The sequence below is a fragment of the Dokdonia sp. 4H-3-7-5 genome, assembly GCF_000212355.1.
Classification (GTDB): domain Bacteria; phylum Bacteroidota; class Bacteroidia; order Flavobacteriales; family Flavobacteriaceae; genus Dokdonia.
In genome coordinates this window covers 1,973,142-1,988,599 of record NC_015496.1, presented here as the reverse complement: position 1 = coordinate 1,988,599, position 15,458 = coordinate 1,973,142, and the positions used below count along the sequence as shown (strand labels likewise).

The 15,458-nt window shown below is 37.4% G+C and carries 19 protein-coding genes and 1 tRNA gene; 5 read left to right on the top strand and 15 right to left on the bottom strand.

Annotated features, from left to right (window positions below; translation table 11 throughout):
• Nucleotides 1–254 precede the first annotated feature (254 nt).
• The 4 genes from KRODI_RS08790 to KRODI_RS08775 all read right to left on the bottom strand — a co-directional run bounded on the left by KRODI_RS08790 (nucleotide 255) and on the right by KRODI_RS08775 (nucleotide 3,493).
• Nucleotides 255–339, bottom strand: a tRNA-Ser gene (locus KRODI_RS08790).
• A gap of 166 nt (nucleotides 340–505) precedes the next feature.
• A complete protein-coding gene (locus KRODI_RS08785) occupies nucleotides 506–1,528 on the bottom strand; it encodes an asparaginase (protein WP_013751247.1) in 1,023 nt (340 codons plus the stop codon).
• Complete coding sequence (locus KRODI_RS08780; RefSeq protein ID WP_013751246.1) at nucleotides 1,525–2,646, bottom strand: glycerol acyltransferase; 1,122 nt, start codon at nucleotides 2,644–2,646, stop codon at nucleotides 1,525–1,527. The genes KRODI_RS08785 and KRODI_RS08780 overlap by 4 nt, the downstream gene beginning before the upstream one ends.
• Before the next feature lie 70 nt (nucleotides 2,647–2,716).
• Nucleotides 2,717–3,493, bottom strand: a complete 777-nt coding sequence (locus tag KRODI_RS08775; protein WP_013751245.1) for a TatD family hydrolase — start codon at nucleotides 3,491–3,493, stop codon at nucleotides 2,717–2,719.
• 121 nt (nucleotides 3,494–3,614) lie between these two features.
• Here KRODI_RS08775 and KRODI_RS08770 point away from each other — a divergent pair, with 121 nt between their 5' ends.
• From KRODI_RS08770 to KRODI_RS08760, 3 genes are all read left to right on the top strand, one after another.
• The gene (locus KRODI_RS08770) at nucleotides 3,615–4,052 is read left to right on the top strand and encodes a retropepsin-like aspartic protease (protein ID WP_013751244.1); all 438 of its coding nucleotides are present in this window, start codon (nucleotides 3,615–3,617) and stop codon (nucleotides 4,050–4,052) included.
• A gap of 260 nt (nucleotides 4,053–4,312) precedes the next feature.
• On the top strand, nucleotides 4,313–5,473 hold the full coding sequence (locus tag KRODI_RS15440; RefSeq protein ID WP_013751243.1) for a M12 family metallopeptidase: 1,161 nt from the start codon (nucleotides 4,313–4,315) through the stop codon (nucleotides 5,471–5,473).
• 144 nt (nucleotides 5,474–5,617) lie between these two features.
• Nucleotides 5,618–7,138: a GH3 auxin-responsive promoter family protein gene (locus KRODI_RS08760; protein WP_013751242.1), complete on the top strand. Its 1,521-nt coding sequence runs from the start codon at nucleotides 5,618–5,620 to the stop codon at nucleotides 7,136–7,138.
• A gap of 68 nt (nucleotides 7,139–7,206) precedes the next feature.
• On the opposite strand, the gene KRODI_RS08755 is transcribed toward KRODI_RS08760, so the two are convergent.
• Complete coding sequence (locus KRODI_RS08755; protein WP_013751241.1) at nucleotides 7,207–7,881, bottom strand: hypothetical protein; 675 nt, start codon at nucleotides 7,879–7,881, stop codon at nucleotides 7,207–7,209.
• 15 nt (nucleotides 7,882–7,896) lie between these two features.
• Here KRODI_RS08755 and KRODI_RS08750 point away from each other — a divergent pair, with 15 nt between their 5' ends.
• Nucleotides 7,897–8,619: a DUF6503 family protein gene (locus KRODI_RS08750; RefSeq protein WP_013751240.1), complete on the top strand. Its 723-nt coding sequence runs from the start codon at nucleotides 7,897–7,899 to the stop codon at nucleotides 8,617–8,619.
• Between the two features lie 3 nt (nucleotides 8,620–8,622).
• Here KRODI_RS08750 and KRODI_RS08745 read toward each other — a convergent pair whose 3' ends face one another.
• The 3 genes from KRODI_RS08745 to rplU all read right to left on the bottom strand — a co-directional run bounded on the left by KRODI_RS08745 (nucleotide 8,623) and on the right by rplU (nucleotide 10,272).
• On the bottom strand, nucleotides 8,623–9,174 hold the full coding sequence (locus KRODI_RS08745; protein ID WP_013751239.1) for a hypothetical protein: 552 nt from the start codon (nucleotides 9,172–9,174) through the stop codon (nucleotides 8,623–8,625).
• Between the two features lie 134 nt (nucleotides 9,175–9,308).
• A complete protein-coding gene (gene rpmA, locus KRODI_RS08740) occupies nucleotides 9,309–9,569 on the bottom strand; it encodes a 50S ribosomal protein L27 (RefSeq protein WP_013751238.1) in 261 nt (86 codons plus the stop codon).
• A gap of 40 nt (nucleotides 9,570–9,609) precedes the next feature.
• A complete protein-coding gene (rplU, locus tag KRODI_RS08735) occupies nucleotides 9,610–10,272 on the bottom strand; it encodes a 50S ribosomal protein L21 (protein ID WP_013751237.1) in 663 nt (220 codons plus the stop codon).
• 348 nt (nucleotides 10,273–10,620) lie between these two features.
• On the opposite strand from rplU, the gene KRODI_RS08730 reads away from it, so the two are divergent.
• Complete coding sequence (locus KRODI_RS08730; RefSeq protein WP_013751236.1) at nucleotides 10,621–11,190, top strand: hypothetical protein; 570 nt, start codon at nucleotides 10,621–10,623, stop codon at nucleotides 11,188–11,190.
• A gap of 68 nt (nucleotides 11,191–11,258) precedes the next feature.
• On the opposite strand, the gene KRODI_RS08725 is transcribed toward KRODI_RS08730, so the two are convergent.
• The 7 genes from KRODI_RS08725 to KRODI_RS08695 all read right to left on the bottom strand — a co-directional run bounded on the left by KRODI_RS08725 (nucleotide 11,259) and on the right by KRODI_RS08695 (nucleotide 15,456).
• Complete coding sequence (locus tag KRODI_RS08725; RefSeq protein ID WP_013751235.1) at nucleotides 11,259–11,747, bottom strand: DUF4199 domain-containing protein; 489 nt, start codon at nucleotides 11,745–11,747, stop codon at nucleotides 11,259–11,261.
• A gap of 84 nt (nucleotides 11,748–11,831) precedes the next feature.
• Nucleotides 11,832–12,368, bottom strand: coding sequence for an RNA methyltransferase (locus KRODI_RS08720; RefSeq protein WP_013751234.1), 537 nt, complete (start codon nucleotides 12,366–12,368; stop codon nucleotides 11,832–11,834).
• A gap of 62 nt (nucleotides 12,369–12,430) precedes the next feature.
• Nucleotides 12,431–13,315 carry a GTPase Era gene (era, locus tag KRODI_RS08715; RefSeq protein WP_013751233.1) on the bottom strand — a complete coding sequence of 295 codons (885 nt, stop codon included), beginning with the start codon at nucleotides 13,313–13,315 and terminating at the stop codon, nucleotides 12,431–12,433.
• Between the two features lie 138 nt (nucleotides 13,316–13,453).
• A complete protein-coding gene (locus KRODI_RS08710; protein ID WP_013751232.1) occupies nucleotides 13,454–13,915 on the bottom strand; it encodes an RNA methyltransferase in 462 nt (153 codons plus the stop codon).
• A gap of 63 nt (nucleotides 13,916–13,978) precedes the next feature.
• A complete protein-coding gene (locus KRODI_RS08705) occupies nucleotides 13,979–14,203 on the bottom strand; it encodes a hypothetical protein (protein ID WP_013751231.1) in 225 nt (74 codons plus the stop codon).
• A gap of 159 nt (nucleotides 14,204–14,362) precedes the next feature.
• The gene (locus tag KRODI_RS08700) at nucleotides 14,363–14,581 is read right to left on the bottom strand and encodes a YgjV family protein (protein WP_013751230.1); all 219 of its coding nucleotides are present in this window, start codon (nucleotides 14,579–14,581) and stop codon (nucleotides 14,363–14,365) included.
• Between the two features lie 179 nt (nucleotides 14,582–14,760).
• Nucleotides 14,761–15,456 carry a VIT family protein gene (locus tag KRODI_RS08695; RefSeq protein WP_013751229.1) on the bottom strand — a complete coding sequence of 232 codons (696 nt, stop codon included), beginning with the start codon at nucleotides 15,454–15,456 and terminating at the stop codon, nucleotides 14,761–14,763.
• Between the last annotated feature and the right edge of the window lie 2 nt (nucleotides 15,457–15,458).

Below are 15,458 nucleotides of genomic sequence, written 5' to 3'. Positions count from 1 at the left end.
AAGCTGTCAAAAAAAACACTCACAATATCACTCATATTTATGATAAATTTTTGCTAAAAAGTTTTAGGGAGGTATCCTCAATTAAAGTGAGCGGCTTGACAACTCAACTTCTGTCAAAATATTTTACTATGTATTTGCTATATCAGATTATAAAGAGGAATTATATGGGTAAGTTGTATTTGTAAGAAGTATGCCTCTATTTATGCCCCTATAAATAAAAAAGCCCGCTATTGTTGAGATAGCGAGCTTTACAGCAGAGAGGAAGGGATTCGAACCCTCGATACGTTGCCGTATACACGCTTTCCAGGCGTGCGCCTTAAGCCACTCGGCCACCTCTCTATTTTGTTGTAAAGCGAGTGCTCTACAGGTATTTATTCTTAACGACATCTGATTACAACTCACTGTTGTAGGTGTTTCAAATTTTCGCGAAAGCGTATAATTCATACTCTTTCTAAAGGATTGCGAAATAACAAAAAAATAATAACTCATTCAAGAGTTACACACTTTATGTGAGCTCTCCTCGTAAAGAAGTTTCAAAGACTGTTTTAAACACTTTAGGCCCCAGCTCCTGCCCTAGTAAATACATCATTTTTGTAGTAGCGGCTTCTGTAGTCATATCGCCTCCATTAATGACGCCCATTTTCTTTAAAGCGACACTAGTTTCATAATTACCCATGTGCACGCTGCCAGAGATACACTGCGTGATATTTACGATAGGAACTCCTCGCTTGATAGTTGCTTTAAGCGCATCTACAAACCACGGTTGCGTAGAGGTGTTTCCTGCCCCGAAGGTTTCTAGCACCACGCCACGCGTACAAGGAATATTAAGCATGGCTTCTACTAAGCACTGCGAAATGCCAGGATATATTTTAAGTAGTAGAATCTCTGTAACTAATTTTCTGTGAACTTTAAGCACCTTTTTATTCGGTTTCCAGAGTGCGTCTTCGTTTATGGTGAGATGTACTCCTGAGGTGAGGAGTTCTGGATAATTAGGAGAAGTAAATGCTTCAAAATTTTCCGCACTTATTTTTGATGTACGATTTGCTCGGTATAGTTTATACTCAAAGTAAAGACATACTTCAGTTATAAGTGGTTTATTACGTTTTCTCAAAGCAGCTACTTGAACCGCAGTAATTAAATTCTCCTTTGCATCTGTGCGTAAATCTCCTATAGGCAGCTGTGATCCCGTAAACACCACAGGCTTAGATAGATTTTCTAGCATAAAACTTATGGCAGATGCGCTATAACTCATGGTATCGCTACCGTGCAGCACTACAAAGCCGTCATAACTATCATATCCTTCTTTAATAAAATCACAAAGCTCGTTCCAGTAGGTAGGATTCATGTTTGACGAATCAATCACGGTATCAAATGAGGCGGTGCTTATCTCACAATCTAGCAACCTTAATTCAGGGATTTTTTCAAGTAGTTCATCAAAGTTGAAAGCTTTTAAAGCTCCCGTTTCATAATCTTTGATCATACCTATAGTACCTCCTGTATATATTAAGAGAATCTTAGCCTTGCTCATACTTTTTCTGATTGTACTACTGGGTTTGCATACATTAATAAGAAACTGTCTACTTCTATCTGCTTTTCTTTATCTACTCGCACTTCTAACCTACGTTCAAAATGACGTAATTCTTTCTCATCATAATGAGCGCTGTACTTATTGCTTTTATGGTATAGATCATATGCAATATAATTAGACGGCCACAACTTATAATGCTTCCAGATTATAGTATCTAAGGCACTGGCAAATGCTTGTAGCTTATCATTATCACTTGCATAATCCTGAGCAATTTGATCATAAATTTCTTCTGGCATAGGTGCAGCTGCTATATGGATATTGCGTTTATTACCTAGCGCACCTTTTAGGATGCTATTAAAATCTTCGTTTGCTGTTTTTATGTAAGGTACATTTTCTTGTTTTGCCACAATTTCGGGTACCTTCAAAATATCTGTAGGGTCATACTCATAAGAGATTGCGACTCCTACTATGTTAAGTTCTTTGAGGTATTGCATTAGTGGTGTTTTACCACGAGCAATGGTGATCATCTTGAGTACGCCTTGCTGCGTTTTATCAAGTCCGTCTTTTGTTCGTCCTTCTCGCTGGGCTACCCACACAGATCTATTTTCTACTAGCAAGTGCTTAATATATTGAGACAAGAGTTTAGAACTCATAAGCATCTCACGTGGTGACTGCCCTCTTTGCACTAAGAAATTCCTGTTGAGCTTAGACAGCTCCATTAAAAAATCTTTTTGCACAAGATTATCTCCTATTGCAGAGGCTGTTGTTATAAGACCATGATCTATAAGCGTCATATTAAGTAATGACGTATCAAGTACAATATCACGATGATTTGACAGGTATAGATAAGACCGCTTTCGCGAAAGCGTATCAAACCCACTACACGTAAAATCCTCAGCACTTTTATCAAGTAGATTTGTTACTGATTTATAGATAACTTTTTCTTGAAAATCGGCTATTGAAAAGCAGGTACTGAGTACTTCGACAATTTCTTCTTGTGTTTTATCTGGAAATGTAAATTGCAGTAAAATCCTAAACATAGGATGTCTTGCTGCGTGAAGTAAAGCCTGATTTACTTCATTATCATTATAAGGTCGTATATGGTCGTATCTATTCAAAATAGTCTGGATTGTTTGTCACAAAAGAACAAAATATTTTGAGTCTTCATCTACTATTTACAAGAAGATGCTATGCACGCTTTGTAAAAAACACTTCATCTGCATTGCTACTTGTTATTGCAGCGATTTCATCTAAAGGTTTTTGATAAATTGTCGCCAACTTTTCGGCTACTAAAACCACGTAGCTACTTTCATTACGTTTACCACGATACGGCACAGGACTCAAATACGGCGCATCTGTTTCTAGTACAATATGTGATAACGGTATCTCCGCTAGAAATTGATCGATTTTACCATTTTTAAAGGTTGCTACACCACCTATCCCAAGTTTCATGTTATAGCTGATAGCCTGCTCTGCTTGTTCTTTAGTTCCAGAAAAGCAGTGAAAAATCCCAAAGAGATCATCTCCTTTCTCACTTTCTAATACTTCAAAAACTTCGTCAAATGCCTCTCTACAGTGTATGACGATAGGTTTTTGATACTTTTTGGCTAGTTGTATTTGTCGTTTGAAAGCATCTCGCTGAATTTCTAAAGTAGACTTATCCCAATACAAATCTATCCCTATCTCCCCTACTGCATAAAAATCACGAGCGGCAAATTGTGCCTCCACATGCGCCAGCTCTTCTTCGTAATTCTCCTTAACATGCGTAGGATGTAGACCCGCCATTAAAAACATATGATCTGGATAGTTTTTTTCTAACGCATACATACGCTCTGTATACTCAGAGTCTATCGCAGGAATAAAAAATCTGTTTACGCCAGCGTCAATTGCTCGTTGTATCATCACGTCCTGATCTTCATCAAAAGACTCGCTGTATAAATGGGTATGGGTATCTGTAAAATTCATAGACCACAAAAATAGCTAGCGCATAGAAAAGAGAGAAGGGAAAACACATAAACTTGAGCAATGCTTTACAAAGCTGTAAGTCTATAGGATTGTAGTATTTTTGAGTAATACACTAATAAATATGCCTTCATTACGCGAGTTTCTACTTTCAAAAAAATATTGCCGTTCACGCCTTTTCCCTACCGTGACTAATCATCTTGAAATGAAAGCAAGAATTAATGGTGTAGAAGGTTCCTTCATACTTGATACAGGAGCTTCTAGTTCGTGCATAGACTTTGAATTTGCAGAGTTGTTTGGGCTACTTTCTGAAGACAGTGAAGTCCTAGCTGCAGGTGCTGGCGCAACTGATATGATTACTAAGCTTTCGCGAAAAAATACCATTACCATTCAAAAATGGGAATATAAAAAACTAGACATCGTCCTCTTTGATATGTCACATGTAAATACAGCACTGAAAAATCACGATGCTGCTCCTGTTCATGGAATTCTAGGAGCAGATGTACTCAATGCAGGAAAAGGGATTATTGATTATCAATATAATTGCTTGTATTTAAAATAAGCGTAAGTTTTAACCACCATATCTTCTTATAAACTTAAGCTAAATGTTAAAATTTTAACGATTATGCACTTTAAATAATTGCTAATCAGTAATCTATATTTTTTAACAAAATTCATATAATCCAATAAGAATTTTCTCACGTTTAAATATTTGTAACCATTACAGTATTTTTTTACTGTATTCATACAAACATTCAAGACAACTTTCTGCGGCCGCGATAAGTGATTTTGGAATTAACCTTTTTAATTTAAAATCCAATTATGAAAAATTTTCATCTAGCAGTCGCTTGTGCCTTATCATTATGTCTATTTAATTCTTGTGAGAAAGAAGACATTAATGAAATCAGCGAAGCAGAAAACACCACTGTAGAAATCCAATCAAATGACATCGAGAAAGCAGAAGAAGCTTTCCCAGGTCAAAAAGGAAAATCACAAAACCTCTTTTACGGCTTACATAGTCTAGAAGTGGCTACCATAAATGACACTTATGTCTTTGAAGGAGATATAATCTTCTCAAAAAATCAACTACAAGAAAGCACGGATGCTACTCGCAGCACTGGACGTACTGGAGGTAGATGGGCAAACAATACCGTGTATTATGCTATAAATCCTAGTCTTCCTAATCAAGCTCGTGTTACAAATGCCATAGCAAACTGGGAAGCGAGCACTTCTGTACGTTTTGTACAACGCACAAACCAAGCTGACTATGTCTACTTCACTCCTGGTAGTGGTTGTTCTTCATATGTAGGAAGAATAGGTGGCCGCCAAGACATTACACTTGCAAGCGGTTGCTCTACGGGTAGCACCATTCATGAAATAGGTCATGCCGTAGGTTTATGGCACGAACAAAGTCGCGCAGATCGTGATGACTACCTCACCATCAACCTAAACAATGTACAAGATGGAGTGGATTATAACTTTCTAACATATGTTGCACAAGGACAAGATGGAACAGAATATACAGCCCAGCTTGATTTTAATTCTGTAATGCTCTATAGCTCTTTTGCTTTTAGCAAAAATGGCCAACCTACCATCACAAAAAAAGATGGTTCCACATATACTACAAACCGCACAGCACTCTCTAATGGAGATATTACTGGCATCAATATCATGTACCCAGGTGATGGTGGCGACGGAGGTAATAGTGGAGACATTTGTGATGGTGTAGCTGCATACAATAGCAACACAAATTATACTATTGGCAATCAAGTGACTTACCAAGGCAATCTTTATGAACGTGTAAATGGCGGTTGGACAAACCTAGGTCCTTGCGGAAGCAATCAACCACCTGCAGATATATGCGAAGGTGTGCCAGCATACAATGGTAATCAAAGTTATAGTGTAGGTGATTTTGTGACCTACCAAGGCGGGCTTTATGAACGTTTATCATCTAGTTGGGATCGTATAGGCGATTGTGGTTAGGCTTTTATAAATATCTATCAATAGCCACTCTGCAAAGAGTGGCTATATCTTTTCACAATTCTTCCTTAACATCGGGTTAAACTTGCTACAATCTATATTAACTTTATAGTGAGATTTAACATATTTGTAAAAACAATCACAACCATGGCTATTCTAGGATCTATAATAAAAAGTGCAATTGACTTAAAGGATACATTATCCTCAGACATTAATCCTATTCAAGAGCAGAAACAGGTTCTAGCAGATATGCTGAATACTGCAAAGGATACTGCCTTTGGAAAGTATTATGGGTTTTCTCAACTACTAGAAGAAGAAGATCAAGCAGCTGCCTTTTCAAAAATGGTTCCTTACCACGATTATAACCAGATGGATAGTATGTGGTGGGATCGCATAAAACATGGATTAGAAGATATAACATGGCCTGGAAAACCTCACTATTTTGCACTTTCTAGTGGTACCACTGGAAAAACGAGCAAAAGAATTCCAGTCACGGAGGAAATGGTTGCTGCCATAAGAAGCACCAGTCTTGCCCAAGTATCTGCACTTGCTCATTATGACTTACCAACAGATTTTTTTGATAAAGAAGTAATGGCTCTAGGTAGCTCCACAGATCTTATCGAACATGACGAATTTCTTGAGGGTGAAATAAGTGGTATTACAGCGAGTAATATTCCTTTTTGGTTTAAAGGATTTTACAAGCCTGGAGAAGATATCGCCAAAATTGAAAACTGGGATGAACGCGTAAAAACAATTGCAGAAAGAGCCAAAAATTGGGACATAGGCGCACTGAGCGGGATTCCATCATGGATAGAGCTTATGCTTAAAGAAGTAATTGCTTATCATAATGTAGAAAATATTCATGAAATCTGGCCCAATCTACAAGTTTTTACAAGTGGAGGCGTAGCCTTTAAACCTTACGAAAAGAGCTTTAGACAACTACTAGGAAGAGATATTACTGTTATTGACACATATCTAGCATCTGAGGGGTTCATGGCTTACCAGAGCAGACCTGAGACTTCCTCTATGAAGCTTTCTACTAATGCTGGTATTTACTTTGAATTTGTACCCTTCACTCCAGAGTATATCAATAATGACGGCTCGCTATCACAAGATGCTCCATCTCTTACTTTAAAAGAAGTAGAAACAGATGTAGACTACGTCCTTATAATAAGTACGGTTTCTGGCGCATGGAGATATCTTATAGGTGACACGGTTGCTTTTACGGATGTAGAGAGAGCAGAAATTAAAATAACAGGACGGACTAAGTTTTTCTTAAACGTAGTAGGCTCTCAACTTTCTGTAAATAAAATGGAAGTAGCCTTGAGAGAACTTGAAGAACAATTTGATATTGAAATTCCTGAATTTACATTGAGTGCAAAAAAGATAGATGGAGAGTTTTACCACTGCTGGTATCTAGGTACAACGGCAACTACAAATGAAAGCGAACTTGCAGAGGCTCTAGATAAAAGTTTAAAAGAAGCAAACAAGAATTATAAAGTGGCAAGAGGAAAATCTCTCAAAGGAGTAAAAGTCACCACTATTGACCCTAATATTTTTCACGAATGGAGTGGTCAAAACAAGAAAAAAGGAGGACAAGTAAAAATGGAGAAAGTGATGGATGAAGAGAAATTTGAAACCTTTGAAGACTTTGTTGCTAAGCAATAGTTTATAAAAAATCAACTATAAAAAAACGGGTATCATAATAGTGATACCCGTTTTTTATAAATATCTGGCTAGTTATGCTCTAGCAGGTGCATGACTTCTTCTGGCGACATATATAAACTGCGCAGGCGTTCTTTATAAGCCTCAGAGATATTTGCATGGTCGAGTATAAAGTTTTTAGTTTTTAAAATATAGGTTCCCATTCCATGCGTAATGGCATATACATCTGCGGTACGTTCTACTTCTTTAATATGAGCGCCAGAATATAAATACTTTACCCCAAAAACTAACATCCCAAACCCAGAACGTTCCCTATAATCCATTACATGACCTAGCTCATGCCCTAACCATCCCGTAACCACATCACTTGGCACTTCAGAGAAACTGAGCTCGTCTTGATCTATTTGTATCGTTCTCGAAATAAGAATTATATATTCACGTTTTTTACGAGACTTTAAAAAACTAGCCCAACGTGGTTGTGCCTGCATTGTTGACTTTTTTATATTGTCTTTAAACTGAAAAGTTATTGCAGTATTCCACAACTCTGGGTAATGCTCTAAAGCAAGTATAGCTTCATCATAAATTTCTTTAGGAATTACTTTATTCTCAAGGTTGAGCACTGCATCCTCAGTAGGTATTACATCTTTCTCTGTCATACTTTCAAAGTAGGGTTTATCTGCTTGCTGTGCTGTTAAGAGCATACTAAAGTTAGTTAGGATAATCCAAAAAGCAATGTGTATCTTCATCTTCAAAACATAGGTATGAAAAAATTATTAATAACGAGTATTGTTTATTGTCTCGCTTTCGCGAAAGCGGACTTTGCAACTGCACAATCTTTGAGACCTGTTACAGGTGCAGAGATTATTAAAAAATCAATAGCATTTCATGACCCTAATGGTAATTGGTCAACTTTTCAAGGGGAATTTACCCTAGCACTTGATATGCCAGAAAAAGCCTCTAGAAAAAGCGCAATCACACTAGACATCCCGAATGAATATTTTAATCTCACCACAGAACAAGAAGAGACAACTTCGTTTAGGGAGATAAGCAGTGACACTTGTAAATATACAGATGAGACTGGAGAAGTAACCACCACAACTACTAATAGCAAAGAGTGCGAGAGAACAAGAATGTATCGCGATTACTATTCCTATTTGTACGGACTTCCTATGAAGTTACATGATCCAGGAACTCAAATAGATCCCATGGTAAAAAATGTCACTTTCAAAGGAAAAAAATTTATCATGGTAAAGATAACTTATGACGAAGCTGTAGGTTCAGATGTTTGGCAATTTTACTTTAACCCCTCTACGTATGCCCTGGAAGTATATCAATTCTTTAAAGGCACCGATGAGACTACAGGCGAGTATATTCTTCTTGATGACATAGCTCTCATCGAAGGTATTAAAATGCCTAAAAACCGCGCTTGGTATTATAACAAGGATGATGGATACTTAGGAACAGATAGCATTGTACAAGATTAATCGCTAATCCCTTTTTACGGTTAAAATCGCTTGCTTATAATTACGCATACTGTAATACTCTGCATGCAAAGAAGAGGCAAACTCTTCTACCCTTGCAAAATTTACATATGATGGATTAAGACCATCATTAAAGTCCTCATCTGTGATAAGAAGCGCGATATACCATGTGTCGCCATAAATTCTAACAGGATCGTCATTAAATACAGGACCTATCCCATTTTCTTCCAACATTTTATTTGCTAAGGGTCTTAGTAAATTGACAGTTTTTGTATTCTTACTCACTTCATAAAACGAGACATAATAATTATTTCCATCAAGTACTACTGGCACATTATCTTCTACATAGTTGTGCTGTAGGTCATACTTTGTATTTACGTAAGTATAAAACTCATCTGCATCTTTTGGGTCTGTAAAGATGTATGAATACCTCTTTGGCAGCTTTTTATTAAACTTCTTAGCATTTTTAATAGAACCATTACTGAGGTCAGGAGCTATTGCCACTGGAAAACATGATTGTAAAACAACTACACAGAATAAACTTAGTATACATCTCATTTAATGTGTTTTACACAACGCATCAAACAACATACCAAAACCATAAGCACTTATTGAACTGAGTATAATCAAGAAAACCCTTACCGCATTGCGGTAAGGGTTTTATATGATAATTGAGAAACTATCCTCGTTTATTATGCCTCAAAAGGCACGATAGAAACGTAAGATTTGTTGTCTCTTTTCTTTTGGAATTTTACAACACCATCTACTCTTGCGTGTAGTGTGTGATCTTTTCCTCCGTATACGTTCTCACCTGGGTGATGCGTATTACCTCTTTGACGTACGATGATGTTCCCTGCGATTGCAGCTTGTCCTCCAAAGATCTTAACACCTAAGCGTTTCGATTCTGATTCGCGACCGTTTTTAGAACTACCAACTCCTTTTTTGTGAGCCATCTTGTTTCGGTTTTATAAGTTATACTTGATAGTATAGCAATTAAGCTTTACCACCGTCTAATTCGTCTTGCCATTTCTTAAGCTCATCCCACTTACCATCAGCAGCCATTTGTGCTTGTGCTGGCCATGTGTCAGTTACGTGATTTCCACGTACACCTGCGATAATTTCAGAAATCTTAGCAGCATCAGTTTTTGCAAGTTCTGCAAAAGTTGAAATTCCTGCCTCTACAAGAGTTTCAGCAATTTTAGGTCCGATACCTTCTACTTTTTTAAGATCGTCTGCTTTAGAAGATTTTTTTGCAGTAGCCTTAGGTGCAGTTTCCTTTGCAGGAGCAGCAGCTTTAGGTTCAGCTTTTTTCTCTTCTTTCTTAGGAGCAGCTTTCTTAGCTCCAGAAGTAGCGATACTTTCAATTACGATTTCAGTAAGAGACTGGCGGTGTCCGTTTTTCACACGGTATCCTTTACGTCTTTTCTTCTTGAAAACGATTACTTTGTCACCTTTAAGGTGTCTTAAGACTTTTGCTCCTACTAGAGCTCCGTCTATAGCTGGGGCGCCTAAAGTGATGTTAGATCCGTCTCCTACCAAAAGTACTTTGTCGAAATCGACAGTTTTTCCTTCTTCGGTAGATAGGCGGTTAACAAAGACTTTTTGGTCTTTTGCAACTTTAAATTGCTGCCCTGCTATCTCTACAATTGCGTACATAGCGATTAATTAAATATTGTTATTACACTAATAATAGCCCAAACCTCTCAGTTTAAGCGGGTGCAAATATACTATTTATCTTAAGATTTACAATAAGCATCATTTGTTTTTATATAATAATATCACTCTACAAATACATTCTTACAGAAATTCTAAAATGAACTTACAATAATCACCCGGCACCACGTCTCATTCTTACAAAGCTGAAACAACAAACTCCTATTTAACAGCACAGTAATACTATTAATAAGAAACATAACCCTATGAAAAAAATATTTTAACGTTTTTATTTGCACTTTAACGATTGTAGATATATTTTCGCTCACTTAACTAATCAATCAATTAACAATGAAACATTTAAAATCAATCATCACATTAATCATTTTAACATTTACACTTACATCTTGCTCTACAGATGACGCTCCAGATGTTGACACAAATCTTATTGTAGGAACATGGTCAATCCAAGATTTAAACTTCAGCAGCGATCTTACATATGCTTTTGCTGGTCAAACTATCTCATCTACCTCAAACGGTAGCGGATCAAACTTTGATTACACAGTAACTTTTAATGAAGACAACACACTGGTTGCAAATGGATCTTATGACTACATAGTAACCTCAACAACAGATGGCGAAGAATTCACCCAAACAATTACTATCGAAGACGTTGACACTAATGGAACTTGGAGCATCGATGGAAACCAACTAACTTTTACAGGATTTACAACTGCCCAAGTTGACAATGATTTTATTAGCGGAGGTCAAGATGCAGGAAGCTCGACAATAGAAATTCTCAACGCAACTACCCTTCTTATAACTAGCGATCTTGAAGATGCTGTACCTTTAGATTTACCAGAAGGAATAGATATAAACATAGAAGGATCTAGCGACGTAACGCTAACTAGAGTAAATTAAAACGTAACTCACAAGATCAAAAAAAACCGCCAATTGGCGGTTTTTTTTGTGTTTCTATTTTTAAGTAATTACCCTCTCACAGAGTCACCTCTATCTTTTAATACTTTCTTTGTTCCTTCTGTGTTCCAACTTGGCTTAAATAATTGCATAAAGCAAAGAGATAAGCATACCGCAGTTGCAAAACCTGCAATCGCTACTGTAAACACCACAGAACCTATACTTGTATTATACGTTTGCTCCCAAGGACCTATTAATCCATCTAAAAATTCTGGATTTACGTTTCCTGCATATAATGCAAAAAACCCTGTAAAAATGATAGTTGCTACAAATCCCGAGACAACTCCATTTACCATACCGTCGGTATAGCTATATGTAGCTCCGTTTTTGATTTGTGTGTACTTGATAACCTCGTATATACCAAAGCCTACGATCACTCCATTAAAGAGTGAGAATAGCACATTAGTATGCAAATTAAATAGAGAAAGTACTAAGAAGTACGCTATGAGGCCACCGCTCATTGCAAAAGCAAATCTGATAGGCATTGTGAATTTTGACATGTTGTTTAGTTTTTGTTAGATAAAGATAAACAAAAAATGCGATCACATTCTTAACCCACTGTTAAATAACAGCTTAACAAATCATTAAGAAACTCCTAACTTGCTGAATAGGTCCCAGATAACTACCCCAGCGCTCACAGAAATATTAAGAGAATGCTTTGTACCCACCTGTGGGATTTCAATAACAGTATTACTTAGAGACACAATTTCTTGCTGAACACCCTTTACTTCGTTTCCAAAAACAACAGCATACTTCTCACCAGTAGTGGGCACAAACTTATCAAGCATCACTGCTCCTTCTGCTTGCTCTATTGCACACACATGAACACCATCCTCTTTTAATTTTCTCACTAGAGCAATACTGTCTTCTACATATTCCCAAGTTACAGCATCTGTCGCTCCTAAGGCTGTCTTTTGTATATCGCGATGCGGTGGCGTTGCAGTAATGCCACAGAGATAGATTTTCTCTACTAAAAAAGCATCTGAAGTTCGGAAAACGGACCCTACATTATTAAGGCTACGTATATTATCCAGTACGATAATTATAGGCGTCTTCTCTGCCTCTTTAAAATCAGAAACAGATTTTCGGTTGAGTTCGCTATTTTTAAGTTTTCTATTCATGAATCAGTCGGTCTGGCCGTAATGCTTTGTAAACTTACGCTTTCGCGAAAGCGTACTCATAATTACTTCTGGTTGTATCCAAAACGCTTAAGCTGGTTAGAATTACTTCTCCAGTTCTTATTCACCTTTACATAAAGCTCAATATGTACTTGCTTACCAAAGAATTTCTGCAAATCCTTTCTAGCCTCTACACCTACTCTTTTTAGAGCAGTTCCTTTATGTCCAATTATAATTCCTTTCTGGCTATCACGCTCCACCATAATGACTGATCGCATGCGGATAATCTCATCCTCTTCAAAGAAATCTTCTGTATCAATCTCTACAGCATAAGGAATTTCCTTCTTGTAGTGCATCAAGATTTTCTCACGGATAATCTCATTTACAAAAAAGCGCTCTGGTTTGTCTGTAAGTTGGTCCTTAGGATAAAAAGCTGGTGACTCTGGCAAGAGTTCTATAATTCTATTGAATACCTGTGGCACACCAAAGCTCTCGAGTGCAGATATAGCAAACACCTCAGCATTTGGTACTTTTTCAGACCATAATTTTAAAGCCTCTGCTAGTGTATCTTCGTTACCTTTATCTATTTTATTTATAAGTAATAAAACAGGGATTTTTGAACCGCGTATTTTATTAAAAAATGCCTCATCTTTAAGCTCTTTCTCACCTAGCTCTACAATGTATAAAAGTACATCTGCATCTTCAAAAGCACTTTTTACAAAGTCCATCATAGAAGCCTGTAACTCATATGCCGGCTTTATAATACCAGGCGTATCACTCAATAGCATCTGGAAATCCTCCCCATTTACAATACCTAAAATACGGTGACGCGTAGTCTGCGCTTTTGAGGTGATGATACTAAGACGCTCGCCCACAAAGGCATTCATAAGCGTACTTTTACCCACATTAGGGTTACCGATGATGTTTACAAATCCTGCTTTATGAGACATAATAATTTATTTTAGGCAAAGATACTTTAATTTGCCACGTTGCGCTTGCTCCTCAGCGAGAACTGAGGTAATAGATGAATAAATATATAATTGGAGTTTACAAATTCTATAAGTACGCTTTAGCGAAAGCGTAACTCATCAAGATCTAGGCTTTACCCTAGTCCTATCGTAAAGCACAATACTTCCCGCCACCGAAACATTGAGACTTAATGTAGATGGGAATTTTATAAGAAAATGCGACTTTTCTATAGCCTCATTAGTAAGACCATGATCTTCTGCACCCAATAAGTAAACGCAACGACGCGGGTGATGAAAGGTTTCTAGCGTCTCTGCGCGATCATCAAGCTCTACACCTACAATGCGTACACCTTTAGGCAAGTGCTTAAAAAAGTCATCAAAGGTATCATAATGGTAATACGGCATTGCCTTTACCGCATTATGCGTATCACTAGATTGCTTTGCATATCTATTACCGATGGTAAAAATAAAACTGGCTCCTAGGTTTTGAGCAGAGCGCCATAAAACACCTAGATTTTCTGGTGTTTTACCATTCTGTATCCCAATGCCAAAAAATTCGTTTGTAAAGTTGTCTGGTTGCATAGCCACACGCTTAAAAAGGGGTTCAATAAAAAAGAGACCGTCACAAGTGAGGCCTCTTTTATTTTACATACTATCAGGTCTACCCTTCAAGCGTTTTTCTATCTTTTTTTTCTTTTCGGTGAGACGCTTCATAGCATCCATTATTTCAGAGTCTTTTGTCTCTTTAAAAATCTCATTCAGTGCAAGAATGAGTCGTTTTGCCTCTCTTGAAGCAGCAACGCGATCACTGGTGGACATATTGCTCATTGAAGCATTTTCAAAAGCCACCGCTTCTTCCATTAATTTCATACAGTATTTCAAATTTTGGCGAATATAAGCGAACTCATACTAATTTACAAGGATTTATACAAATTTATGTTTAGCAATATTCATTTGTAGAATCAAAAAGCATAAATAAAACTATTGCTCTTCTCACTCACGATAAGCACTGTAAAACAGAGAGATACATTAATCCTTCTTTACAAAGAGATAATATCCGTTTACAAATAGTATTGCAAGATTAGTAATAATGATAGGAATACTACCTAATAACACTCCATACGTTACAAATAATGCACAACCTATAGAGTTTACAATACGCAACTTTCGTAGATCTTTATTTAAAAATGATAACAATACAAAAAGACTTGCTAAGTAACCGACAATTTCTGTAGGATTGATTTCCATTATTTTTTATTGTTTTAGTACGCAACGCGCACTGACATGAACGCGCGAAGATACTTTACAATCTAATCCATCACAAACTTTAAACCTATGGTAATGATACTAGCGACCTATCCTACTGCGCACAGTCTTTTGCGCAGTCATTCTTAAATACACTAACACCCTCGATAATTAACTCACAATTAGATACTCACATTAAAGAACTGACCTATAAGTGCAGTTAATCCCATAGCCAGCGTACCCCAGAAAGTAATTCTAAGCACAGCCTTTATAGGGCTCGACCCTCCAGCCTTTGCTGACACGACACCTAAAATGATTAAAAATAAAATGGCAGCTATATATTGCACATATTCCATCATCTCTAAAGGCGCCATAAAAGCAACCAGTACAGGTAAAAAACCACCCACTGTAAAAGCCACACCAGAAGAAAGTGCTGCTTGCAATGGTTTTGCCTCCGTCATTTCATGTATTCCTAGTTCATCTCTTGCGTGCGCTTCTAAGGCATTATGAGCTGTTAATTGGGTGGCAACTTCTAGCGCAGTCGCTGGACTGAGACCACGACGCTCATATATTCTTGCTAGCTCTAGGAGCTCCTCATGTGGTGTTTCTATAAGTTCGCGCTGCTCACGAGCAAGATCAGACTTCTCAACATCTGTTTGCGAACTAACAGATACATACTCTCCAGCTGCCATAGATAATGCGCCAGCCACTAAGCCGGCAACACCTGCAAGTAATACAGGTTCTCTAGTAATACTTGCAGCCGCAACTCCTATAACGATACTCGCTGTAGACAGAATCCCGTCGTTTGCACCAAGTACTGCCGCCCTAAGCCACCCACTTCTATAGATGTAATGCTTTTCTGGTATCCTTGCCTCCATGA